Annotated in this window: 11 protein-coding genes and 1 pseudogene; 9 read left to right on the top strand and 3 right to left on the bottom strand. The window is 68.7% G+C overall.

The annotated features are described in order from the left end of the window. Positions 1-142: 142 nt before the first annotated feature. A complete protein-coding gene (locus ACIBF5_RS30630; protein WP_396816409.1) occupies positions 143-3,880 on the bottom strand; it encodes a S8 family serine peptidase in 3,738 nt (1,245 codons plus the stop codon). 554 nt (positions 3,881-4,434) lie between these two features. Here ACIBF5_RS30630 and ACIBF5_RS30625 point away from each other — a divergent pair. The 9 genes and pseudogenes from ACIBF5_RS30625 to ACIBF5_RS30585 form a co-directional block, all read left to right on the top strand. Beyond that, positions 4,435-4,904 (top strand): annotated as a pseudogene (locus ACIBF5_RS30625) (transposase); the annotation flags it as partial. A 209-nt stretch (positions 4,905-5,113) separates the two neighbouring features. After that, the gene (locus ACIBF5_RS30620) at positions 5,114-5,518 is read left to right on the top strand and encodes an SCP2 sterol-binding domain-containing protein (protein WP_396816408.1); all 405 of its coding nucleotides are present in this window, start codon (positions 5,114-5,116) and stop codon (positions 5,516-5,518) included. Then, positions 5,505-7,574 carry a glycogen debranching N-terminal domain-containing protein gene (locus ACIBF5_RS30615; protein WP_396816407.1) on the top strand — a complete coding sequence of 690 codons (2,070 nt, stop codon included), beginning with the start codon at positions 5,505-5,507 and terminating at the stop codon, positions 7,572-7,574. The genes ACIBF5_RS30620 and ACIBF5_RS30615 overlap by 14 nt, the downstream gene beginning before the upstream one ends. A gap of 605 nt (positions 7,575-8,179) precedes the next feature. Beyond that, a complete protein-coding gene (locus tag ACIBF5_RS30610) occupies positions 8,180-11,782 on the top strand; it encodes a hypothetical protein (RefSeq protein ID WP_396816406.1) in 3,603 nt (1,200 codons plus the stop codon). A gap of 57 nt (positions 11,783-11,839) precedes the next feature. Continuing rightward, positions 11,840-12,025, top strand: a complete 186-nt coding sequence (locus tag ACIBF5_RS30605) for a hypothetical protein (protein ID WP_396816405.1) — start codon at positions 11,840-11,842, stop codon at positions 12,023-12,025. Further along, on the top strand, positions 12,022-14,457 hold the full coding sequence (locus tag ACIBF5_RS30600; RefSeq protein ID WP_396816404.1) for a LamG domain-containing protein: 2,436 nt from the start codon (positions 12,022-12,024) through the stop codon (positions 14,455-14,457). Before ACIBF5_RS30605 ends, ACIBF5_RS30600 begins: the two co-directional genes overlap by 4 nt. 113 nt (positions 14,458-14,570) lie before the next feature. Further along, complete coding sequence (locus ACIBF5_RS30595; protein ID WP_396816403.1) at positions 14,571-15,770, top strand: ComEC/Rec2 family competence protein; 1,200 nt, start codon at positions 14,571-14,573, stop codon at positions 15,768-15,770. Further along, positions 15,770-20,293, top strand: coding sequence for a DUF6603 domain-containing protein (locus ACIBF5_RS30590; RefSeq protein ID WP_396816402.1), 4,524 nt, complete (start codon positions 15,770-15,772; stop codon positions 20,291-20,293). The genes ACIBF5_RS30595 and ACIBF5_RS30590 overlap by 1 nt, the downstream gene beginning before the upstream one ends. After that, a complete protein-coding gene (locus ACIBF5_RS30585) occupies positions 20,286-22,124 on the top strand; it encodes a hypothetical protein (RefSeq protein WP_396816401.1) in 1,839 nt (612 codons plus the stop codon). The genes ACIBF5_RS30590 and ACIBF5_RS30585 overlap by 8 nt, the downstream gene beginning before the upstream one ends. Positions 22,125-22,498: 374 nt before the next feature. Here the strand turns inward: ACIBF5_RS30585 and ACIBF5_RS30580 are convergent, their stop codons facing one another. Further along, positions 22,499-22,777, bottom strand: coding sequence for a hypothetical protein (locus ACIBF5_RS30580; RefSeq protein ID WP_396816400.1), 279 nt, complete (start codon positions 22,775-22,777; stop codon positions 22,499-22,501). A 487-nt stretch (positions 22,778-23,264) separates the two neighbouring features. Beyond that, positions 23,265-24,017, bottom strand: coding sequence for an LPXTG cell wall anchor domain-containing protein (locus ACIBF5_RS30575; protein ID WP_396816399.1), 753 nt, complete (start codon positions 24,015-24,017; stop codon positions 23,265-23,267). Positions 24,018-25,553: the final 1,536 nt, after the last annotated feature.

Below are 25,553 nucleotides of genomic sequence, written 5' to 3'. Positions count from 1 at the left end.
ACCGCAGACGCATCGAAGAATCGCGAGTGGCGGATGCGCGGTAGCCCGCGCCATTCAGGTGATTCGGTCGGCGGGCGGATAACGAACCGGGCGGGACCGCTGGATGCGGCCCCGCCCGGTGGGGGTACGGGTCAGGCGAGGCTCAGCGCAGGCCGAAGGCCCGGGTGAGGGTCTGCGAGACGGTGTTGCCGGAGCTGTCCTTGGCGTTGGTTCGCAGGGTCACGAACTGAGCCGCCGTGTTGGTCGCCTTGAGCTTGGTTGACCAGCCGAAGTCGTTCTGCGTCAGTTTGGCCCGTTGCCAGGTTGCCCCGTCGTCGTAGGAGAGTTCCAGGGTGACCTCCCGGATGGTCGCGGTCACTCCGGGCAGGTGCGAGGCGGCCACCGACAGTTCGGTGTGCCGGCCGGCTTTGCCGTCGGTGTCCGTGGCCACGTCGTAGTCGAGTTGGATCAGTGGCAGTGTCTCGGTTGACTCCTCGCCGGTGGCGGCCGAGGTGAAGTTCCATTCGGTCAGTGTGTGGGTCGAGTATGGGCCGGGCCAGTCGGCCCGGTCGTTGTCGACCACCAGCCGGTACGGCAGCCGCTCCGGGGCGAGTCCGCTGACCGGGAGGTATTCGGCGTTGCCCCACTGGAGTTGCTGGTCGCCCTGGTAGAGCGCGGCCCAGTTCCGTACGTCGTAGTTGCCGCCGGCGTCGCCGACGTAGCCGGAGCCCGAGGCACCCCAGCCCGGCACCGGGATGTAGACCGCGTCGAGGTACCGGACGGGCTGGAAGTTGATCGGGCCCATCCGGGGGCGCTGGATCGGGCCGAACCAGCTCACCTTGCTGATCGGCCCGACCGGGTAGCGGGTGACGACGCCCAACAGGTGCTGTCCGGTCTCGTTGAGGATCTGCGCGTCGTTCGTCCAGTTGACGTCGGCGGTGACCCAGTCGGTGCGGTCACCCTGTGCGGGTGCGGTGATCAGGTTACCGACCGCCCAGCCGCGCCAGACGTCGGGCCGGAACTCCATTGCCTTGCCTTGGCGGAAGTTGCGGAACGAGACGTCGACCCGGGCCAGGTCCTTCGGGACCGAGCGCCAGGTCGGGTTCGTCGGGATTGATCCGTTCCAGTGGTGTACGACGTCGTACAGGTAGTCGGTGGTGGGGTTGGAGGTGATCGTGAGTGGCACGCTGCCTCGGCGCAACTCGCCGATCAGTTCGTTGCCCTCGTCGGTGGTGAGGGTTGCCACGGTGATCGGCGCGGGGCTTTCCGGGGTCCACGGGTTCTCGTCCCACGGATCGAGTCGCCCCACCCCGTCGTTGACGACCACCAGCAGCTTCGCGCCGGCGGTGGCCGCGTTCTGGGCCTGTTCGGCCAGGGCGATGGTGTCGTTGCGGCGGACCACCACGGCCTTGCCGCGTACGTCCCGCTTGGCCAGGTCGGCTGCGGTGCCGTCGTTGGCGAAGACGGCCGGTAGTTGCTCGGTGCCGGCCGGCAGCGGCGTAGCCGCCCGCTTGACGAGCAGGTCCTCATAGGTACGTGACTTCGTGGCGACGGTGAGCGCCGGCTGTTCGAGCCGGAACCGGGCGCCGAACTCGAACTCCCCGTCGGTCACCTTCTTGCCGGTCGGCAGCGCCCAGATGCTGTCGTACGACGGGTTCGGCAGTGCCGAACTCTCGACCAGGCTGTCGGTGTAGGAGCGGTGGATGTCGAGCCGGACGGCGGCCGGGGTCGACTCCTTCGGCACGTACGCCATCACCCGGCGCAGCTTCGTGCCGTCCAGGGTGACGGTCCGGTCCTTGTTGAGCTTGATGTCGTTGAAGGGGAGTAGAGCCGTGCCGAGCGAGTGCGGACCGTTGGCACCCTGTACGTCGGCGGTGAGCCAGCCGGAGTAGGTGCCGACCGGCAGCCGCAGGGTGCCGGTGCCGGACGCGTCGAGGTCGACCGCGGTGAAGAGGTTCTGCGCGGCGACGATGACCTTGCCGGGGAGTGGTTTGCCGGAACGGTCGGTGGCGACGACGGTCAGATTGTGCCGCTGCCCTTCGCGCACCCCGCCGATGAGCGTGTGGGCGCGGACCTTTCCGGTGCTGTCGGTGGCGTTGATCATGCCGCTGATCGCCTTGTCGGCCGGGAGCAGGTCCAGGTGCGCGGTGAGGGTGACCGAGGCGGTCCCGTTCGCGGGAACGGTGACCTGGCGGGTCGAGAGGGTGAAGAGCCCGGCCGGGGCGGCGGAGTCGACCGCCAGGTCGAGGGTGACCGGGGTGTCACCGACGTTGGTGTACGTCACCTGCTTGACGTCGGTCTCGCCCTGCTTCGGCGGCCACGGGTGGAACCCGGAGGAGGCGGAGGCGGTGGCGAAGACGGTGGCGTGCACCGCGGCCTCCACGTCGACCCGCCCGCTGCCGGCCTGGTACGGCGTGTACTCCGGGGTGGCCTTGACGCTGCTGACCAGGGCCTGCTTGACCTGCTGGCCGGTCCAGTCCGGGTGGGCGGCGAGCACCAGCGCGGCGGCACCGGCGACGTGCGGAGTCGCCATCGAGGTCCCGCTCATCGTGGTGTAGTAACCCGACCCGCCGCGTACGAAGTGCGACCGGGCGGCCAGGATGTCGACGCCCGGGGCGGTGATCTCCGGCTTCAGTCCGCCGTCACCCACGCTCGGACCCTGGCTGGAGTCCTCGGCGAGCCGGTCGTTGGAGTCGACCGAGCCGACGGTCAGCGCGGATTCCGCCGTACCCGGGGTGCCGATGGTCTGGGGGCCGCTGTTGCCGGCGGCGACGACGAACAGCGCACCGGTTTCGGCGCTGAGCTGGTTGACCGCCATAGTCATCGGGTCGGTGTCGTCGGTCGCGCCGCCGCCCAGGCTCATGCTGATGATCCTGGCTTTTTCCTGCCGGGCGGCCCATTCCATGCCCGCGATGATCCAGGAGTCCTGCCCCTGGCCCTCGCTGTTGAGAACCTTGCCGACGTGCAGTTTCACCCCCGGCGCGACACCCTTCTCCAACCCGTCCGAGGCGGCGCCGCTACCGGCGATGGTCGACGCGACGTGCGTACCGTGGCCCTGGTAGTCGGTCACATCCTCGTCCGGCACGAAGCTGGCGCTGCTGGCGATCTGGTCGACCAGGTCCGGATGTTCGGTGTCCACTCCGGTGTCGAGGACCGCGACCGGGACGCCGGTGGCGGTGTTCCCCTCGGCCCAGACCCGCTGCGCGCCGATCTGTGCGGTCGAGTCGGACAGGTCGGCCGTGACCCGGCCGTCGAGCCAGACCTTGGCGATGCCGTTGGTGAACGACGGGGCACCCGTGGCGCGACGGGTCGTCGGCGCGGCCGGGCCCGGCACCGGGGTGCCGGTCAGCGACGACCAGAAGGTCGGGGCCTGCCCGCGCTGCTGCCCGACGGCCGCACCCTGAACACTGGTCAGCGGGCGTACGGCGGTGGACCCGGCCACGTTCGCGGTGGTACGGGAGCGGGCGGCAGCATCGGTGTAACGGACGATCAACGGCAGCTTGTCGCTGTGCGCGTCGTCATAACCGTCGGCGATCAGACCCGTCACGTTGAACAGTTGCCGATCGAGCACACCCGCGGTGACGTACGGCAGAGCCGCATCCGGATAGACGTAGAGCGAGCCGTCGATCACAGCGCGGTGGAAAGTGGCGGTGGTCCCGTTCGGACCCTCGACCGAGCGCAGCGCGCTGCCGTCGGCCGCGGTACCGACGGTCACCTTGTCACCGGTGATCAGTGTGACGCTCCGCGAACCAGCGCCCTCGGGCAGTGGCACGGTGACGGGGTGCTGCGGCGGCACCGGGCCTGCGGGTGCCGCGGCAGCCGGTGGCGCGACGCCTACGGCCAGGGCCGCGACCGTACCGAGGGCGATCAGCCCCGGTCTACGGAAAGGGGAGAGAGACAAGAGACTTTCCTTTTGGTGATCTCGCTAAAGCGGTTGTTGACAGAGTTTCTGATCGGTCTGATAGCACGAGCCTCGTGATCACGGAACCATCTTGTGACGTGAACCGTATTGCGACACGAGTTCAAAAAAGAAGTACGTGAATCGTGACGGAATTGCTCCACCTCAAAAGCAGCTTCCGTCCTTGCGTTAACTGGTTCATTTAGTCGTTCGGGTGGCCACCTGCGCGAAGCCGGGTACGGACGGTAGGGCTGCCCGGTCAGCGAGGGCACGTCGGGTGGTTCACCTATTCACATGCTCTCCAGTGCATCCATGTGGGACGCACGTCTCGGTTGGACACGGCCGGTACGATACCGAAGATGAAAATCGTTCTCAACGTCAGTGTTTTCTAGATCACTCCCCGTTCCCTCAACATGAACGTGCCAGGAAGGCGGAGCCGCGCGAACTGCGTGCCAGCTCACGGCAACCTCCTTGAGCTCGGCTCAGTCCTCACACGCGCAAGGCTCCGGCGCCTGTCACGGCTGGTTGGATCTCCACTGTAGACCCGACTGGAGGAACCAAGGCGCACAAGTGCCCGGTATGGCCCTGGGTACGACGTAGCCTGCTGCAGCGTCGGTGATGACGCCCTGTGGGGCGTTGTCCGGGCCAGGAAGTCCGCGGCCAACACCCTCGCCGTGCTCAAGTCGATCCGCGCCGCCCGCCCGGACGAGGCACCGATCTACGTCATCCTCGACAACCTCTCCGCGCACAAGGGCACGAAGATCCGGCCTGGGTGGCCACCAACCGGGTCGAGTTGTGCTTCACCCCGACGTACTCCTCCTGGGCGAACCCGATCGGGGCGCACTTCGGCCCGCTACGCACCTTCGTCGTCGCCGGGTCGAACCACCCCAACCGCACCGCCGCGACCCGGGCGATGCACGCCTATCTACGCTGGCGCAACGCCAACGCCCGCCACCCCGACATCCTCGCCGCGCGACGCCGAGAACGAGCCCGAATCCGCGGCGAACGCCACCACCGATGGGGCTAAACCATCACCACCCGAGCGGCCTGACCCCAACCCGGCCAACGTGCCCGGTCACAGCACTCGAGATCTTTTCAGGAGGAGGCTGATCTCGCGGGTAGGAGGGCAGCTCATCCCCTCGGGGTGATGCGGAAACAACCTCCGCCGAGTCAGGCTGACCCTGAGCCCGTACGAGCGCTAGCGGGACGGACGGCCAGGGCAGAGGGGGCGGATGAGTGGACCGGACGGGGGAGTATTTGGCGGGTCCGGTGCGGCAGCGCGCCCACCTGCTGCCCCGTGGCTACTCGGCGACCGTACGCCTCGATCTGCGCCGGCCGGAAGGCATGACCCGCTGGTATCTCACCGTCAGCGAACACGGCATCTCGGTCTTGCCGGACGGCGAGCGGGAGGCGGACTTCGTGCTCACCGCCGACGGCGAGGTGTTCGACCGGCTGGTGGTCGGAGGCGACCTGGTGGCGGCGGCGCTGCGTAACGATGTGACGTACGTCGGGTCGCAGCGTGCCCTGTTCTATTTTGAACGCCTACTGCCCGGTCCGCCCGACTCACACGGCCCCAAGCGGGTGTCCGGCAGCAGGGCAGGGCAGCACCACGTCGAGGGCGGTCAGAATGGCGGACTCTGACCAGATCAGCATCCTGGAGGGGCTGACCTACGTCGTCAGCGACCGCAGTGGCGATGTGGACCCGGGCCCCGAGGACCCGGACGGGTTGTACTTCTTCGACACCCGGTTCCTGTCCAGATGGGTTCTGACGGTCAACGGGGAGCGCCTGACTCCGCTCTCCGTTGACGACCTCCAGTATTTCGAGGCGCGGTTCTTCCTCGTGCCCGGTCAACCGAAGCACTACGTCAACACCACCCTCTCGGTGATCCGTCACCGCTCGATTGTGGCCGGCTTTGAGGAGGAGTTGACGGTCCTCAACAGCAGTGGTGAGTCGGCCGAGGTGACGATCCGGCTGGACGTGGCGGCCGACTTCGCGGACGTTGACCGGATCAGCCCGCCGGGCGTACGCGGTGACCAGCGACGGGAGAAGAAGGGCCGCTTTTCCCACGAGCTCGGCGACAATCACCTGAACCTGCGCTACGCACGCGAGAATTTTCACCGCGCGACGCTGGTGCAGACCGACGAGGCGGCGCGGGTCGACCAGGACGGGATGACCTTCACCGTCCTGATTCCGGCCCAGGGAAGCTGGTCCAACCGGTTGCGGGTGACGACCGACATCCGGGATCCGGGCGGCAGCGACGTTGGTGGTGGGGCACCGCTGATCCGGAAGACGAAGGAGGGAATGCGAGAGGAACTGGACCAGTGGGTTGCCCATGCACCCCGGCTGGAGTGTGACTTCGAGCCGCTTGCCGAGGCGTACCACCGGAGCCTGGTCGACCTGGCCGCGCTGCGGATTCCAGGGCCCGACGACACCGGTCCGATTCCGTGCGCGGGTCTGCCTTGGCTCAACTCGGTGGTCGGCCGGCAGAACATCTTCACCTGCCTGCAAACACTGCCCTACGTGCCGCAGTTGGCCTCGACCTTGCTGAGGACGTTGGCGGTCTGCCAGGGGTCGAGGCTCGACGACTTCCGGGAGGAGGAGCCCGGGAAAATTGTCCATCTGCTCCGTTGGAACGAGGCCGCTGCCTTCCAGGAGACCCCGAACGCCCGCTACTTTGGCTCCGTCGACGCGACGCCGCTGTTCGTCGTGCTGCTCGACGAGTACGAGCGCTGGACCGGCGACGCGGAACTGGTCCGTGGGCTGGAGCGGGAGGCGCGGGCCGCGCTGAACTGGATCGACGAGTGGGGTGACCTGGTCGGTGACGGCTACCTCTGGTACCAACCACCACGGGCACCGGGCAAGGAACCCAACCAGTCCTGGAAGGAATCCGAGCGGGCGATCTGCTACTCCGACGGCCGACTGCCCGGCTTCCCCCGAGCCACCTGCGAGGTGCAGGGCTACGCGTACGCGGCGAAGGTGCGCGGCGCCCGACTGGCCCGTACCTTCTGGAACGATCCCGCCTACGCCGACCGACTCGAACGTCAGGCCGGCGAGCTGCGGGAACGGTTCAACCGGGACTTCTGGCTGCCGGACCGGCGGTACTACGCGCTGGCCCGCGAGGCCGACGGCGGCAAGGTCGACGCGCTCGCCTCGAACCTGGGACACCTGCTTTGGAGCGGCATCGCCGAGCCGGATCGGGCGGGGTATCTGGTCGATCACCTGCTCGGGCCACGGCTCTTCTCCGGCTGGGGAGTGCGCACGCTCGCCGATGGCGAGGCCAAATACAACCCGGTCGGTTACCAGGTCGGCGCCGTGTGGCCGTACGACAACTCGATCATCGCCGAGGGTCTGCGCCGGTACGGGTACGCGGCCGAGGCGGGAACGATCGCGCGGGTCACGTTCGAGGCGGCCCGCTACTTCCAGGGGCGGCTGCCGGAGGCGCTCGCCGGCTACGACCGGCAATTCACCACCGCCCCGGTGTGCTACCCCACCGCCACCAGCCCGCAGGGGTGGTCGGCCGGGGCGGTGCTGTCGCTGCTGCGTACCGTCCTCGGCCTGGAACCGTACCCGGATTACCTGGTGGTCAAGGCCGCCGTGCCCCCCGAACTGGGACAGATCGCCCTGCTTCACCTACGCGGACCGTGGGGCATGACAGACGCGCTCGGCCGCCCCAGCGCCTCCGCGCCGTACACCTGAAAGCACGGCGATGTGCGCCGCCTACGGCTGAAGAAGCCAGGCGGTATCAGTACCGGGACTTCACGGCTCGTGGCCCCAGGTGCGTGTCAACTGGCCCAACGCCGACGGTCCCCATCCGGTCGAGTCGTCGCCGGCTGGCGCCATCGCCAACCCTGCTGGAGCAGGAGGATGTCCAACCAGTCCGCCTCGGCCGGGGTCAACGCGCGCACGCAAGCGATCAGCCGACAATTCTCGACACCTTCGGTCGTACGTTCTGTCACAACGGTTACGCGGTCACTGAAACCCGACATGCGGCCGACATCACAACCGCGCGAATTTCGGCGCGGGACGGCGCCGTGCCGGATGGCCGTCCCATGCCGGCCGATCCGCTGTTTTCCCAGATCGCAGCGGTGCTCGGTCGGACTCCCCGGGGTCGACGATCAACCGCCGCGAGTCGCCGAATCGACCGGTTTTCCGATGCCAAATAGCATGTCCATCGTGGACGTACAAGCGGTTCGTACTGTCGACTTTGCGAGCCGCTCCGGCCGTTGAAATTGCCCTACGGTGAACCGGCGTTACCGCAGCAGCCGAGACCGCCGCGACCATTCTTAGGGAAACGCAAAGACATGCGCCTACTCGCCGTGCCCGTCAGGGTGGATGCCCTGTGGCTCGCCACCGACCGCACCGTCACCGGACCCACCGCCGACTTCACCCGCCTGCCGTACGTGGACGCGACCACCCGTCGGGACGTCGACAACGGCGAACGCAACCTCAGCGACGCGATCCTGCCCGCGCCGTTCCAGCAGGACCTACTGTTGCCGGCCGGTATCCACCTGCACTGGGCCCTGCCGGACGCGCTCACCCGGCTGACGCACAGCGCCACGACCGCCGGTGCTACGACCGCCGGTGCCAGGCCGGCCGTTGACCTGCCCCAGGTGCCCAACCGATGGCTGGTCACCCGCACCCGGCCGGGTGGCGCCCAGGACCGGTGGGTGGTGGAGAGCGACGCGCTCGCCGACGTCGACCAGGGCGGCGTCGTCCACCCGCTGCTCGACGATGATCCCCGGGGCAGGACCGGCCGACCGTGGCGGTACCTCGGTCGGCGCCTGCCGCTGTCGACATGGCCGGGTAGGCCGACCGACCGGCTTGCCGCGCTCACCGCGCTGGGGTACGGCGAGCCCACGTTCGCCGCGTTCTACCCGAACTCGTCCAGCGTCTTCGGGCACCACGACGAGGAGTACGGCGCGGTCGCCCCGCCGGACGGGCTGCGCTACGACGTCGTCGGCTGGTACGCCGAAACCGTCGACGACGAGCTGCTGGCGGTGCTGTCCGCGGCCGACGGCCGGAGCTGGCCACAGACGATCGCCGACGAGTTGGACTGGTCGGTGCCGGACAACAGCGGGGACGTACCGGCTCGGATGGTCTGCTTCGGCCGGCTGACCTTCACAGGTGCGACGAAGCAGGCGTCGGCGCCGGGCCCGGGGACCGACACCGAGAGCGGGGTCTGGGTGGCGAACACCGCGACCGAGGCGCTCGCCGCGCATCTCGGCGCGGTGCTGCCCGGGGTGACCGAGACCGAGACCGAGAACCTGCTTGAGGCGCTGACCGTCGCCGACGAGTTGGAGAGCGCCACGTTGGACCTGTCGGCCCGGCTGGCGCAGGCCCGGCACGAGGCGTCGTTCGGCAGTGTGCCCTCCGGTGTGGTGTGGACGGTGCGGCGTCGGGACGATCCGGCCGACAGTGGTGACGACGGCAACCCGGTGACGGTGGAGCAGCGGCAGGCCCGGGAGCGGCTGGAACTGCCGCCGAGCTTCGGTGCGCTGCTGGTCGCGTTGAACCGGGCGCAGGCGGCGTACGACGCGGCGGCGGCCGAGGTGACCGGGGCGCGCCGGCGGATTTTCGCCGACTGGCACCGGTACCTGGTCTGCGCGTACCCGCCGCCGGGCGGCCGAGCCGACTATCCGAACCCGGACCTGGTCGGCTGGTATCTGCGGCGGGAGGTGACCGAGCTGTCGACCCGGCTGGCGGCCCTGGGGAGTTGGCCGCCGGTCGGCAACGGCACGAGTTCGGCGCACCGGCTGTTCGCCGCGCAGCAGGGCGCCCAGGCGGCACTGGACACGGTGAACGCGGTGGCGGCCACCAGCGCCCGCAGTCGGTTCGAGTTGCAACCGGTGCCGGGAGCGCCGTACCAGGTGCCGAACGAGCCGGTGGTGCTGTTGACCGGCGCGGCGGCGACCCCGTCGGACCGGTACGGCCAGGACGGCGTCGACCAGCCGGACGGGCGGCTGCCCTGCGTCCCGATGGAGTCCGGGCTGGGCGAGGCCGACCTGCGCAACGCGAGCGGCATCGGTCGGCTCGGGGACGCCCTCGCCGGGTTGGCCACCAAGTTGGCTGCCGGGGAGCCTGATTTCCCCGCGTTGCGGAGGTGGACGGGCCAGCCCTGGCACCCGGTGCTGTTGCAGTGGGAGGTCGAGTTCTTCCCGGCCCGGGCCGGCAACAACCTCGACCCGTCCGGGCGGGACTTCGACCCGACGTTCGTGACCACGAACTACACGCTGCCGTACGGAGACCGGGAACTGCGTGCGCGGCCCGGCAACGATGTGCTGGACACCGGGGCGAACATCTACACCGGCACCACGGTGCTGTCGGCCTCGGCGCGGCCGGTGCTCTCCACCCGGATTCTGCGCTACCTGTGCGGTGGGCCACTGGCCCGGGCGAACGACGTGCGGGCGGCGGCTGGGCAGGCGGCGTGGAGCGTCGACCAGGTGACCGCCGACCCGAAACCGCTACTGGACTGGTGTGCCGCGCAGACCGGTGAGCCGAGGTTGGGCACCCTCGCCGCGGCGTACCGGCACCTGGCCGAGCACGAGGAGAGCAATCTGGCGCAGAGCCTCGGCGGTTTCAACGACGCCCTGGTGATGTTGCGGATGGTCCGCCAGTTGCCGATCGCCGATCCGCTGGGCTTTCCCGACGACCGGGCGTTCGCCGCGCTGGTGGCGCAGGCGGTCGCCGGGGAGGGGCGCTACGCGCCGGTGCCGCTGAGCGACTTCAACCCGGTCCGCGCGGGGGCGCTGCGGTTGCGGCGGCTGCGGATCGTGGACAGCTTCGGCATCGGGTACGACGTGGATGCCGAAGAACCGCGTACCACCTCGTGGCTGAGCATGCCGAACCGCCCGACCTGGGTGGCGATGCCGCCCCGGCTCGCGGTGCCGGCGCGGGTACGGCTGGACCTGCTCGACGCCGACGCCGACCGTCCGCTCAGCGGCCTGCCGGACTCCTCTCCGGTCTGCGGCTGGCTGCTGCCGGATCCGCTGGACGACGGGTTGCGGGTCTACTCCGCGAACGGCGACTGGCTGGGCACGCTCTACCTGACCGCCGATCCGGCGCGGCCGGGCCGGGCGTTGTGGGAGACCGCCCCGGACGGGCCGGTCACCGATGTCGGGCTGATCGGCAACGTGCGGCTGCGTCGGGTCGTCGAGCGGCTCCGTGGGCTCGGTGCCGCCGGACTGGCCGACTTCATGACCAATCTCGACCTGGCGCTGGACGCGGTGGAGCCGGAGGATCCGGCGCAGCACCGGGGCCGGGCGACGCTGATCGGTCGGCCGGTGGCGGTGGTACGGCTCGATCTCGACCTGGAGGCACCGGGGCTGCCCGTGATCCACCAGGACTGGAATGTCTTCCGGCAGGACCTGGGCCGGGCCGGCCGGGAGAGCAACGAGTACCCGTCCGTCCGTTTCCCGGTCCGGCTCGGCGAGCGGGGCCGGCTGGGCGACGGCACGTTGGGCTACTGGCTGGAGGACGCGCAGGGCGTGCTCGCCGAGCGCTACCACGACGTGGTCACCCTCGCCGAGGACGACACCGACCCGCCGCTCGCGATCGGGATCGACCTGCCGGCGGTCACCCTCACCGTGCTGCTGGAGCCGGCCGGGGCGATCCACGCGACCACCGGGGTCCTGCCGACCGTGTCGTCCCGGCTGGACTCGGCGCACCACCAGGAGGCCCTGGCCCGGCTCGAAACTGGTTTCCTCGCCGCACCGGTGCTGACCAGCGCTGACGCGCTCGGGCTCATCACCCCGGCGGCCGACCCGGACCGCCTCTGGTCGTGGCGGGAACGCGACGGGGACACCTGGGTCGAGACCGTCGAGCCGCCCGAACTCGCCGACGCCTTTCCCACCGGCCTGACCGCTCGCGAGGGCTGGCTCAGCCTGCGTCAACGCTCGGCTGACTGAGCCGACCCGCACACCGTCCCGCTCCTGTCACGTCCCCTCGATCGAGAAAGTGATCCCATGCCACAGATCAACCTCACCCTGTCCCTGGAACAGACGAACCTGGTCCTGGAGGCGCTCGGGCAGTTGCCGTACGCCCGGGTCTACGAGCTGATCGAGACGATCGGCCGGCAGGCCAGCGCCCAGGTGCAGCCCCCGTCGGTCGAGGCCGAGCGCCCCGGCCTGTCCTCGGTGCGGTCGGCATGAGCCGCGACCCGCTGCTGTTCTGGCAGCTCGACGACATCGCCTCGGGCAACGTCATCGTTGACTATGCGACCGGGAAGTTCAACGGCCAGATCGAGGGCAATCCGACGGTGGTACCGAACGACCAGTTCGGTGCGGCGCTGGTGCTCGACGGGTTCGGTGACGCGGTGGTCTCCCCCGCGAACCTGCCGGAGTATGGGCCCTACACCATCTCTGGCTGGGTACGGGTGCCGAAGCCGGCCGCGGACACGAGCACCTTGATGGCCCGGGGCGACGCGACGCTCCGGGTGAGTGCCTCCGGCCAGATCGTGGTCAGCACCGTGGGGTCCACCGTGTTGAAGTCCAGCACCAAGGCCGGGGTGTTCACCTTCGACACCTGGCACCACGTGGCGGTGAGCCAGGACAAGGGACCGCTGCGGATCTACCTCGACGGCGTGCTGGTCCTGGACCAGACCGCGGTGCCGTCGAAGTATCTGCAGGGCAGCTTCGTGATCGGGCGCTCGACGGGGAAGCCGGTCCAGTACCAGGCGATGTCGGTGGCCGCCGTACGGGTGTTCCCGCTTCCGCTGAGCGGCGCCGAGATCAGGGACCTGATGGCGCTCGACGAGTCACCGATCAACACGTTCGTGCGTACCCATCCGCTCGACTTCGAGCTGGCCAACGTCGACGAGCAGCCGGTGCTCTACATCGACGACGCGGCGTCCAGCCAGACCCTGACCCTGCGGGTGACCAACTCCGCCCGGCACGACATCACGCTCTGGCCGGTCAGCGGCCCGCCGTCGGCGACGAACCGGCACTTCACCCTGAGCTGGCGGGTTGGCACCCTCGCCCCGGTGAGTCCGGTCGCACTGGCGGCGGCCGGGTGGGCGTTGGGCGCCAACTCCGACCGTACCGAGCTGTATCTGCTCGGGCCGGCGAACGCGGTCATCCCGGCGGGCAAGTCGATCGAGTTGCCGTTGACCGGGCTGCGCGCCGACGGCACCGACGGCACCCACGTGTCCCGGGTCGAGTTGGCCTACCAGCGTCTCGGCTACGCCGGGGAGACCAGTGAGATCGTCGGCAGCCGGCAGCAGTCCCTGGAGGTGGTGAACCACCGGGGACGGCCGGACATTCCGTTGGACATCGCATTCGTCGGCGGCAACCGGGTGCTCAGCGACGGGTCGGGTACGAGTTCGCTGAAACTGCGGGTGGCCAACGTCTCGCGGGACGTACCGATCCGGTTGGCCGGGTCCGCCAAGGTCGGAAAGGAGGCGGCCTCGGCGCTGGTCCTCTCCTTCGAGGTGCAGTTGGCCAACGAGACGCGGGACTGGGCGTTGACCACGGCCGGTCAGGTCGGTTCCGTCGACGTGTCGCTCAGTGGCACCACCGGCGTCGCCTGGGACGTCGACGAGCTGATCGACGACGAGCGGGCGATGTGGACGTTGACCCCGAAGGCGGACACCACGATCACCTCCGACGGCTGGGTGCAACTGGCCATCGGACCGATCTACGGGTTGGCCACGCCGGGGCACGCACCGGTGGTGTTGTCGTACCGCAACATCCCCGGGTTCCAGGACGGCTTCGTGAGCGTGGACGTGGAGCGCACACCGCTGCTGTTCACCGGTAGCCAGGTCGGGGTCGGTACCGCGACGCCGGTGGCGAAGTTGCAGATCGTCGACCAGTACACCGATCCGAACGGCGGCAGCCTGATCATCGGGCCGACCAACGTGCCGAACCTGCGCTTCGGATACCAGAACACCTACTCCTGGATGCAGTCGCACTCCGGTTCGCCGTTGTCGATCAACCCGCTCGGCAACAACGTCGGTGTTGGCACGACTGTCGCGCCGTTCCGGCTGACCGTACGGTCCAGCACCGAACACCTGCAGTTGCGCCGGGAGGACCAGAGCGGCGGCGCACAGGTCTTCCTGGAGCTCTACCAGGCGCCGACAGCCGAGGGAGTGGTCACCTATCCGAGCATCCGCTTCCACCACGCGAGCAAGTTCTGGCACCGCATCGAGGGCCGCCCCGAGGGCTTCATGTTCAAGTGGGGTCCGATGGACCGTGACGACCTCAGTGACATCTTCGTCCGGCTCGGCGTCTTCAACTCGGTACGGGTGGACAGGGTGTCGGTCAGCGGGGCGGAGGGACACCTTCGGGTGGAACGACAGGACAAGGCCCTCGGTAAGCAGGTGTACCTGGAGCTGTACCAGCAGGAGACGCCCGCGGGGCAGGTGACCTTTCCGAGCCTGCGGTTCCATCACTCGCACAAGTTCTGGAACCGGATCGAGGCCCGCGCGGAGGGTTTCTTCTTCAAGGACGGCGACCTCGCCTCCGACGACCTCAGGAACATCTTCGCCGCGACCGCGTCGCTCTCCGCGGTGCGCCTCGGCGAGGCCGTCCTCAACGAGGCCGACTTGAAGCGGCTGCTCGACCTGAGCCACCGCTGGCCGTTCTAGTCCACCTGTACCGTCGCGGAGGAGCCAGCACCATGCCCACCAGTGGGAACAAGCGCAGCCGTGTCACCAAGGACACGCCGAAGAAGGTGCCGAAGAACACGTCCAGTAAGCGGGTGAAGATCGAGGAGATCGAGGCGGAGAAGGCGAAGCTGGCCAAGGCGCACATCGACGCGGAGGCGCTACGGCTGCTCAAGGACGTCGTAGGGACAGCGCGGGTGGTGCCGGCGACGGTCGGAGTGCGAGCGGACAAGAACTTCTACGCCACCTTCCTCCGGTCCGGCGAGGGTGACTGCATCGTGTTCAAGACTCCCGGGGGCAAGGTGGTGCTGGTCGACTGTGGATCGAAGAGACTGGACGCCGAGATCGGAGAGGCGCACGACAAGTTCATCTGGGACAGCCTGAACAGGCCCCGGTACCTGTTCGGGACCGACAAGATTCACACGTTGGTCTTCACGCACAGCGACATCGATCATTACAATCGTCTGGCCGCGGTGCTCGACGACGATCTCACCGGCCAGAAGATGAAGGTTGGGCGGGTCTACCACACCGGCGCGGCCGAAGACTACAAGGACGCCCACACGTGGTTGACCGGGCACATGGGCGACAAGAAAAAGATCTATCGGGTCGTCCACAACCTGGACAGTAAGATCAAGGGCACCGCGATCTCGCTCAATGGCGTTCCGGTCCTGGCCGCACCGAAGGACGCCGATGTCGGCTATCTCGACGGCGACGGCGGCATCCGGATCATCGATGAGACCGGGCCCGCCTGCACGGTCACCATTCTGGCCGCCGGCGTCGAGGAGGACTACTGGAAGGCTGTCCACGACAAGAAGGACGGCGACACCCCAGGCGCCAAGAACCGGGCCAGCATCGTCATGCTGATCGATGTCTATGGCAAGAAGCTGCTACTCAGTGGTGACGCCACGCGAAGTACCGAGCTCTATATGATCTCCGCTGGGACGTACGCCGCCCAGACCAGGGAGCGGATTCGCGGGGTCGACGTGATGCACATCGGGCACCACGGCAGCAAGGTCACCTCAAGTTCGCCGGCACTGCTGGACGTGGTCCAGCCAAAAACCGAGGCGATCATCAGCGCGGCCCGGAACGGCAGCAGGGGGCACCATCTGCCGTCCTGGCCGGTCGTGGAACGGTACGTCACCAACCTCAACGCCCGCTCACTCAAGGCCAACCACAAGGGGTGGTGCTGGGATCTCACCGTGAGCAGGCATGAGGTTCAGGAGATGGACATCCTCGCGCCGGTGTACGTCACCGGCTCGCACGGCAACCTCGACATCGTCTGGACGGGGCCGTGATGAACCGGCGAACTCTGGAAACACTGCTGGCCACGGTCGCCGCCGGTCAGCTCGACCTGCCGCTGTCCGTCCTGGACGCGCCGCACGCCGCCTACCTGGGACGGTTCCTGCCCACCGGTCGGCTCACCCTGACCAACGCCAACCGCACCCGCCCCGACCCGACCGGGTCGGTCAGGGTCACCGGCACCGGCACCGCCGGCCCGTTCGCCGGACTGCCGGTGACCGTGGACTTCGTCCTCACCGGCGACACGGTCACCGGGGTACGTGTCCATGCCACCGCCGGACCGACCTGGTCGCTGGCGGATCCGTACCCGATTCTGGCCAACACCCTGCTGGCCAGCCTGCGGTTCACCGCGCCGACGATGACGCTGGACACCGCCGTGCTGGCGCCCACCGGCGACGACCCGGCTCCCGACCCGGCCGACGCGCAGATGCTCTTCAGCGGCGAGCTGAGGATCGATTCGGCCATGACGGCGGTCGCCGGGTTCTTCTCCGGCGGCACGCACCCGGTCTCCGGGGAGATCGCCATGGTCACCCTCTCCTCGGACGAGCTGCCGCTCCCGACCCCGACCGTACCGAGGGTCATCCTCTACGGGCCCGAGGGGGAGACCCTCGACCTCGGGCTGTTCTCGATCACCAACCTACGCTACGAGATCTTCGGTGCACCCGAGATCAACTACGCCACGGTGGACAGCGAGGTAGCCGGCATCCTGGTGCTGACCGGCGCGATCGACGTCGACGTCAGCACCGGGTCGGTCGGCACCCAGACCCACCAGGTGCTGCTCTCCGCCCAGATCGTGGGCTGGGACAACGACATCGTGCTGGCCGCCGACTTCAGCGGGCTGGGAACCCTCACCCTGGACGACGTCGCGCGGCTCGCCGGCCTGGACAGCCTGACCCTGCCGTTCGACCTCAGCCCGGACGCCGGCATCTCGCTCGGCGAGGTGATGGTGTCACTGACCCACCCGGGCGGTTCCTGGTCGATCAACCACATCGCGCTCACCGTCCGCGCCGAGACGGACTGGGCCATCATCGACGACCTGCTGGAACTCCAGGCCCTCGAACTGACCGTACGGGTGGACCAACCTGGCCCGAACGCGAAGACGTCGTTCCTGGTCGACGGGCTGCTCGCGATCGGCGACGAGGGCACCCTGCAACTGGTCGCGAACCCGGAGACCCGACAGCTCGGCGGCAACCTCTACGGCGACGCGCCGCTGCGGATCCGGGAGGTCTACCAGCACTTCACCGGTGCGGACGCCGGCCACCTGCCGCCCGACCTGGAGGTGCGGTCCTTCCAGACCGGGGTGACCCTGGCCAACGGCACGAACCCCACCAGCGTCAGCGGCGAGATCCTGATCGACGGCGAGTGGAACCTCAGCGAGCAACTCGGGCTGAGCGAACCGATCGAGCTGACAAACGTCTCCTTCGACCTGCGTCACTCCGGGGATGAGACCGACATCCGGGCGATGGCCGGCTTCTCCATCGGCCAGGTCACCGTCATGATGGACGCCGCGTACGACTCGGCGCCCGACCGGAAGTGGGAGTTCTCCGGAGAGACCGGGCCGGGCGAGCTCATCCCGATCGGGTACGCGGTCGACGCCCTGGCCGAACGCTTCGCCGGCCTCACCCTGCCGGCGCCGCTGGCCGACCTGACCATCGACAACCTCGGCGTCGACGTCACCACCGGCACCGGGCGGGTCTACGTCACCGGCCAGGCCCGCTTTCGGGTCGACGGCACCGACGTGGCCATCACGGTCGCGGTGGACACCGAGCGACGCTCCTTCGACGGGGTGATCGACCTGGCCGTGCCGACCGGCGACGGCACCGTGTTCCACCCCCGGCTGGACGTACACCTGGCCAGCGACCCGACCGCCCGCCGGCTCGCCGCCTCGTACAGCCATCCGGACACCGACCCGGTGCCGGAGCTGCGGTCCCTGGTCGGCGCGGTATCCCTCACCGCCGCCGACTACGTGCCGCGCGGCATCGTTGTCGACCCCCGACACCTGCTCTTCGCGTTGACCCAACCGGGCGACGGAGCCGGTACGGCGTACGTCTTCGGGGTGGACCTCAAGCTCACGGTCGACCTGGCCAACCTGCCGGTAGTCGGCGAGCATCTGTCCGGCGACACCACGATCGGCATGGACCTGTTGCGGATCCTCGCGACCACCAACGCCCTCAGCGCCGCCGACGTCACCGCCCTGAACGGGCTGCTTCCGGCAGAGGTGCCGGCACTGCCGGCGGCCGGGCTGCCGGCCGGGTTCACGGTCGACGGCACGCTGCGGCTGGGACCGCTGGACCAGCCGGTGGCGCTGCCGGTCACCGGTGTGAGCGGGACGACCACCCCGCCAACCGGGCCGGTGCCGGCCCCGGCGAACCAGACCACGACCGGTGACAACGCCGCCTGGCTGCCGGTGCAACGAGCGTTCGGCCCGGTCCAGCTCTCCCGGGTCGGGGTCGCGTTCCGCCAGGACAACGGCGAGGACCCGCGCCTCGCGCTGCTGCTCGACGCGTCGGTCGGGGCCGCCGGGCTCACTCTGTCGCTACAGGGCCTCGAAGTCGGGGTGTCGCTGACCGACCCGCTCACGATGCCGTCGTTCGGACTGGCCGGGATGGGGCTGTCCTACAGCGAGGGGCCGGTCAGCATCACCGGCGCGTTCCTCAAGAACGAGATCGAGTACGAGGGCGTCACGTACCCGGCGTACGGCGGCACGGCCCAACTGCGCAACGGGGAGCTGTCGCTCGCCGCGATCGGGTCGTACGCGCAACTGCCGGCGGGACCGTCCGTCTTCGTCTACGCGTGGCTGGACTACCCGATCGGCGGGCCGCCGTTCTTCCACGTACGCGGAATCGCCGCCGGATTCGGCTACAACCGGCGGCTGGTCCTGCCCCCGATCGACAACGTGGCCTCGTTCCCGCTGGTCGCCGAGGCGACCGGTAGCCGCACCCCCGGAACCACACTCGGCGACGAACTGCGTGTGCTCTCGCAGTGGCTGCCGCCGTCGGTCGGGGACATCCTGCTCACCGCCGGGGTGCACTTCACCTCGTTCGAGATGGTCGACTCGTTCGTACTGGTCGCGGCGACGTTCGGGCACCGCTTCGAACTCGACGTGCTGGGACTGTCGACGCTGACCCTGCCCGCTCGCGACGTCACCGCCGACGCGGTCACCCCGATCGCCGAAGTGCAGTTGGCGCTCCGGGCCAGCTTCGTGCCCGAGGACGGTTACCTGACCGTGCTCGCGCAGTTGACCCGGGACTCGTACGTGCTCTCCCGAGCCTGCCACCTCACCGGCGGCATCGCCTTCTCCACCTGGTTCGCGGGCGCACACGAGGGGGACTTCGTTCTCACCGCCGGCGGGTACCACCCGCACTTCCCGGTGCCGGCGCACTACCCGACCGTGCCGAGACTCGGGTTCAACTGGCAGGTCACGCCGGAGTTCAGCATGTCCGGGTCGGCGTACTACGCGCTCACCCCGGGCGCGTTGATGGCCGGCGGGGGACTCAGCGCGGTCTACCAGGACGGGTCGCTGCGCGCCTGGTTCGACGCCTCGATGGACTTCCTGATCTCCTGGCAGCCCTACCACTACGAGGCGTCCCTGCACGTCAGCATCGGCGCGTCGTACACGTACCACTTCTTCGGCACACACAGCATCAACGTGCACGTCGGGACGGACGTCGACCTGTGGGGGCCGGACTTCGGCGGCACCGCGAAGATCGACCTGAGCGTCACGTCGATCCGCATCTCGTTCGGCGCCGATCGGGGCGGCGGCCCGAAGCGGCTGTCATGGGGCAGCTTCCGCTCCACCCTGCTGCCGGCGCCCGACGAGATCATGAGCGTCACGTTGCGGGCCGACAGCCACCGGGCCGCCGCGGACGCCTCCAACGACGACCTGGGTCTGGTCGACGCGACCACCCTCGTGCTGCGCACCGACAGCAGGATCCCCGCCAGCCGGGCCGTACGCGGTGCCGGCACCGGCGAGCGGACGTTGGGCACCGGCCCGGCCAACACCCGGTTCGGCGTCGGGCCGATGGGCGTGGCGACCGGCGACGCCACCGCCACCCACCGCATCACGATCAAACGCACCATCGACGACGGCGCGGTCGACGACCGCTTCGACTACCAACCCGTGGTGAAGAGCCTGCCGGCCGCGCTCTGGGGTGGACGCCTCACCCCGTCGGCCACCGACCCGGCACTCCTGCCGGGGATGCTGAGCGGTTACACCATCACGCCACGTCCGACGACCAACCCCGATCCGGTCTGGATCGACCGGGCGGCGTTGCAGGCCGACACCGCCCTGTTCCAGGTCAGCGACGCGATCCGGCTCGCCACCCCGGCGGCCGTACCGGACGCGGGCGGCACCGACGCCGACCGCGCGAAGCTGATCACCGGGAGCCTGCGTACGCCGGCCGTGGCCGCCGCCCGGGCCGACGTGCTGGCGGCGCTGCTGCCCGACGCGTCGGTCGATCTGACCGGCTTCGACACCAGCCAGTTCCACGAGATCCCCAGGGTGGCCGCTCATGCCTGACAGCACTGTCACGTTCACCGCGCACCGCCGGCCGCCGTTGGAAGCCGGTGACTACGAGATCACCGTGACGCAGGAGGTCGCGGTCGGGACGGCGACCGAGTCGTTCCAGAACACCCGACAGTTCAGCGTCGGCGGCGACCGGTTCACGCTGCCACCGACAGCGATCCGTTCGGTCTTCCCACCGGACGGCAGCCTCGGCGACCACAGCAACGTGCTGCCGCACGTCGTGCTGGACCGGCCGAGCCTGCCCTGGGAGCGCGATCCCGGTGGTGGCGGCGAGGACCGTGCGCCCTGGCTCGCGCTGCTGCTCTTCGACGAGGACGAGAGGCCACAACCGCGTACGACCACGCTGGGCGCGCTCGCCGACGAGGGCGAACTGCCCGACGCGGCGACCGCCCGGGAGAAGCACGACTCGGCCGGCGACCCGGTCACCGTCATCGACGTACCCACCAGGCTGCTGACCGGACTGGTGCCGTCGTACGCCGAGCTGCGCCTGCTCGCACACGTACGCGGGGGGACCGGGACCTCGGCGGACGGCGACGCGGCGGTGGTCGTCGGCAACCGGCTGCCCGCTGCCGGCGCGACCAGCACCGTCCACCTGGTGTCGCTGGAGCATCGGTTCGGGACCAGCGGCAGTGGCGCTCCCTGGCTCGACCTGCCCCACCCCGGCCGGGGCGCGACCGGGATCCCGACCGTGCCGGTGGTCAGCCTGGCGAGCTGGCGGTTCGCCTGCGTCAGCGCGGACCACTCGTTTCCCGCCCTGGTACGCGACCTGGCGGCCGACGACGGTGAGCTGCGGCTGCCCGACGTCGGCGACCCGACCACCGACCGCTATCTGGGCCGTGGCCTCGTGCCGCTGCGGCACCGGCTGCGCCAGGGTGGCCGGAGCATCGGCTGGTATCGGGGGCCGCTGGCGACCGGCGCTGCCGACGGCGGTCCGGTCGTCCCGGAACGGAGCGCCGACGCGCTGCTGCGGCTGCACCCGGACGTCGGCATGTTCGACGTCAGCTACGCCGCGGCGTGGCAACTCGGCCGCCTGCTCGCGCTGCGCAGCACCGACATCAGCACCAACCTGTACACCTGGAGGCGCCGGCGTGACCTGGACGCCAAGCAGAGCGTCGCGGCAGGCTACCCGCTCGCCGTGTCGGCGACCGACACCACCATGCCGGAGAACCTGCTGACCTGGCTGCGGAACCTGACCCGGTTGGAGGGGGTGCCGTTCGGCTATCTGCTGCCCGACGAGCGGCTGCTGCCGGTCGAGAGCATCCGTTTCGTCGGCCTGGACCAGCGCTGGGTACGCCACCTGGTCGACGGCGCGACCAGCATCGGGCGACTCGGACCGGCCGACGCCGAGCGCGACGCGGCGGACCCGTTTCCGCTGGAGTTCCCGACGGTCACCGGGGCACTGATCCGCTCCGCGATCGTTCCCGGGTACCCGGGCCTGCTGATCGACGCGTACGGCGACACCGCGGGCACCCGCCCGCTGACGCCGTGGCGCACGGCCAGGCTCGCGCCGGACATCCTGCTCTGCCTCTTCGGTGGTGACCTCGCCCGGCTGGACCTGCACCAGCCGCCGGAGGGGCAGCACCTGGCCGTCGAGGAGTTGAGCGACGGCGTGATTGGCAAGACGCTGCGCGCACCCGGCGGCTCCACCACCACTCCGGCGCCGGTCGGCCCGCTGTCGCTGGGCACGCCGCGGACCGTGCCGGTGGCGGCGCTGGCGTCGGCGATCGCCGGTGCGCTCGGGGTCGGTCCGGCGGATCTCCACTCCGGCGACCTCGCCCTACAGCTCACCGAGACCGCCGAGCGCGTGACATTCCTGCGCGGCTAGATTCCCGGCCTGCGCGACGGTGCCGACTGGCCGAGTCTAGGCCGTACCCCAGTCGGAGGAAGCCGAGAGGAGGTACGGGATGGCATGGGATGCCCTACCCAGTTGAGTTCCTGGACCAATGCGGCAGGGTCCATGCCTGCCTCCGTTGTCGGTTCGGTGGTCGATCGTACGGCCTGTAACCTCCGTCGCCCATGACGTAGGAGCAGGTGTGGTGATGATGTTTGGTCGAGGTCGACAGGAGTGGCGAGAGCGGCAGTGGTGCGCGCGTCGGTCCGGGCCTCCGTCAGCGACCCCGGCCGGGGCGGGCCGGCGGTGGCCCGGGGCACACCTATCGACTTCGACACCGGCCCTGGTGTTGATTGATCCTGATCGGTTTACTCCGTGTTGTTCGCGACGAGTTTCTTGACGCTGGTCTGTCCGAGTTGGACCTTGGCGAGGATCTCGTCGGCAGTCGCGGTCCACCGGAACGGACGTGGATTGGCGTTCCAGGTGGTGATGTAGTCGCGGATGGACCGGACGAGGACCTGGACCGAGGCGACGGTGTCGCGGCGGATGGCCTGGCGGGTGATGATTCCGAACCAGATCTCGGTCTGGTTGATCCAACAGGAACGCCGCTGCGTCGCGGGATGGTCGACACCCGCAGACGATCTCACCGGCGGCGATGATCAACGCCGCGAACAGGTTGGTGGTTCCGTGTCGGACGTGGTCGTGGGTGCGTTGCTCGGTGGCGTCGAACTCGGTGGGCGGCAGCGGTTGGGTGCGGTCGAGGGCTTGGGTCTGGGTCTTCTCGTCGGTGCTGAGGACGATCGCCCTGCCGGGCGGGTCCAGGTAGAGGTCGACGATGTCGGCGACCTCGTTCGCGAACTGCGGATCCCTGGACAGTTTGGACGTGCCGGCCCGGTGGGGTTTGAGGCCGTGCTCGTGTCAGGGTTTCGCCACCCGGTGGCAGGAGACCGCCACTCCCTCGACGCGGGTGATGTAGCCGGCCATCTCCCGGCTGGACCAGTGCGACAGGCTGGTCTCGGTCGGCGACTTGCTTTCGAAGCTGGCACCACGCCTTGGGACCGCGACGAACCTCGCCAAGCACAGCGCTGAGCGCGCCCAGCCCGACGAAGCGTCGAGCTGGGCGCGTCGAGTCAGCTATGCCACGAAGCGGGAACGGCGCCGGCGTCCGATCAGGTAGCCCGCCCAACCGAGGAGCAGAAGGGCACCGCCAATACCGGCCACAGTCGCGGTGTTGGCACCGGTCACGGGCAGCCCACCGCCCTCGCCGCCGGGAGCACCCAGGCTGGCGGAGGAAGTAGGGGTCGGTGCAACGGTCGTCGTGGCACTGGGCGAGGCGCTTGGTGTCGTTGTGGGCTGAGACGTTGGTGTCGCGGTGGGCTGAGAAGTTGGTGTCGCTGTCGGCTGAGACGCGCAGTCAAGCGCACGTGCGGCGTATAGGCCGTTGTTCAGGTAAGCCAGGTAGGCGTCGATGGCTCCGTCGCGGAGCACCTTTTGGGCGGCCTCGTTCACGTTGGTACCGGCGCCCGTCAACGTCCGGGCCACCGTGATCCGCAGATCCGTTGACCATGTGTTCTGCATGTCGTCCTTGAGGAATTCGCGCAGATCTTCCGCGGTGCCGTCCAGTCGCTCCTGTGTTGCGCGAGGCAAAACGAGCAACGAGTCGGCGGTTGCCGCAGCCAGGATCTGGTTGGCCAACACGCGCACCTCTACATTGGTGGCGGTATCCAGGTCGATGGTGACAAGCTTGTGGATATCCTTGTACACCTTGCGCTCGACCGTTTGGCAGGACTCGTTGAGCCCAGGCGATTCGGTTTGAGCCACCGCCGGTGCCGCCGGGATCAGAAAGACCAGCGCCATTAGAGCGCCGGCCGGTATCTTCCATCGCATTTGGGTCTTCCTCCCCGCTGCAGGCCAAAACGTGGAGAGATTACCGTCAGCGGGCGGAAGAGCCAAAAGGGATTGATGTTGTCGATGGGTGCCCAGGGTTTCCGGCCAGAGGATGCCTGGATGCCAGAGGATGGTTGACGTCCTGGACTGCGCAGTGAGCGCCTGTACGTCGGGCGGTCGTTGCTCAAATCCCTCTACAAGGGATGGAAGACCCACCGTAGATTATTTTGGTAGGAAGTCGTAGCGGGCTGGGCAGACTGAGATGGTGCGAGGCACCAGCTGGTTCCCGCCGCGCCCGTTGCGTACCCGTTCCTGCGGGAGCCGAGGGCCAACGGCGGTCGGGGATGCTCGTGGGTGCTCGGGTGGAGTTGGTAGTAGCCAACCATGGCGACCTCGACAGGTCTTCCTTCCGTGACGGCTAGCTGCTGGAGTTGTTCCTCTCGCATCCACCGGTCTCGCCTAAACGACGGTAATTCCACCCCTGCTGGATTTCTGTGGCCGTGCTGTCTGGGTTCCTTGGCCGTGTTCCTTTGACCGTGCTGCCTGGGTTCCTTTGGCCGTGCTGCTCATAAAGGTTCCGGATTGTCGCAAATCTTCCTGATTCTCGTGGTGCGCCATGGCTCCGGATGGACCCACTGGATCTGCCCATCGTTCGGCTACAGGTCGTCGCAGACTCCCGCAGCGCGAGGTGTTATCAGACGGGTTTGGCGGTAAGGAGTGGAGTAACATGCGTCGGTGATCCGCTCATGAGGCCGACCAGCGCTGCCGAGACCCAGCGCAGGACCCTTACCCAGTACCTGACCAGCACCTTCGGACTGACCGAGGGCGGCGTTCGTCAGGGTCCTGAGGGCTTCCTCTCTCACCCCGAGCAGGGCATCTTCCGTGGGCCATACCTGCGGATCCATACCCCCTTCCGGTGGCGGGCGAGCCTGGACTGGATGCTGGTCGACTTCACGCCCTATCTGCGCCAGGCCAAGGCATCTGCCGGCAGAGGCGGTTTGGTGGCCCGATTTGCAGTGGTTCGTGAGGGCGTCCCCGGAGCAGGCACGCGAGAGTGCGAGTGAACTTTGCAGACGTACCTGCCGCGTGGTATCTCGTTCTACGACATGCTCGGTGGCTTCTGAGGCGAGGCCCCGGGCGGAGGACTGGTTGGCCGGGTATGACCGGAGTTGTGTTGACCACGACGTCTTGAAACAGATGGAGAAGCCGGCTGGCGTCCTCGTTATTCCGGTTGGTGCGTACGGTGCGGTGTTGACTCAGGATGGTCGGGGTGTTGATGCGTGGGTGAGATGTTGGTGCGGACGTCCGGCCTTACATGCGGACCCGGCCAAGAGAGTCAATGTGGATAATGTTCTAGGTTGTCCTGAGTGGCAGCTTGTTGCGTGCAAGAAGGGAGGGCTGCGCCGTCCGGACGGTGTAGCCCTCCCTTGATTGGGGTGTTGTGTCGTGCCGTTGCTTCGGGTGCCGGATTGGCTTGCTCAGTTTTTCAAGTGGTTTTATGGTGAGGAGTTTCCGGGTCTTCTGGCGGAGTTGTTC

Origin of the sequence: Micromonospora sp. NPDC050417 (assembly GCF_044458865.1) — a bacterium.
Taxonomy (GTDB): Bacteria; Actinomycetota; Actinomycetes; order Mycobacteriales; family Micromonosporaceae; genus Micromonospora_G.
Note: the sequence above shows the minus strand (reverse complement) of the source record. Positions and strands in the feature narration are given on the sequence as shown.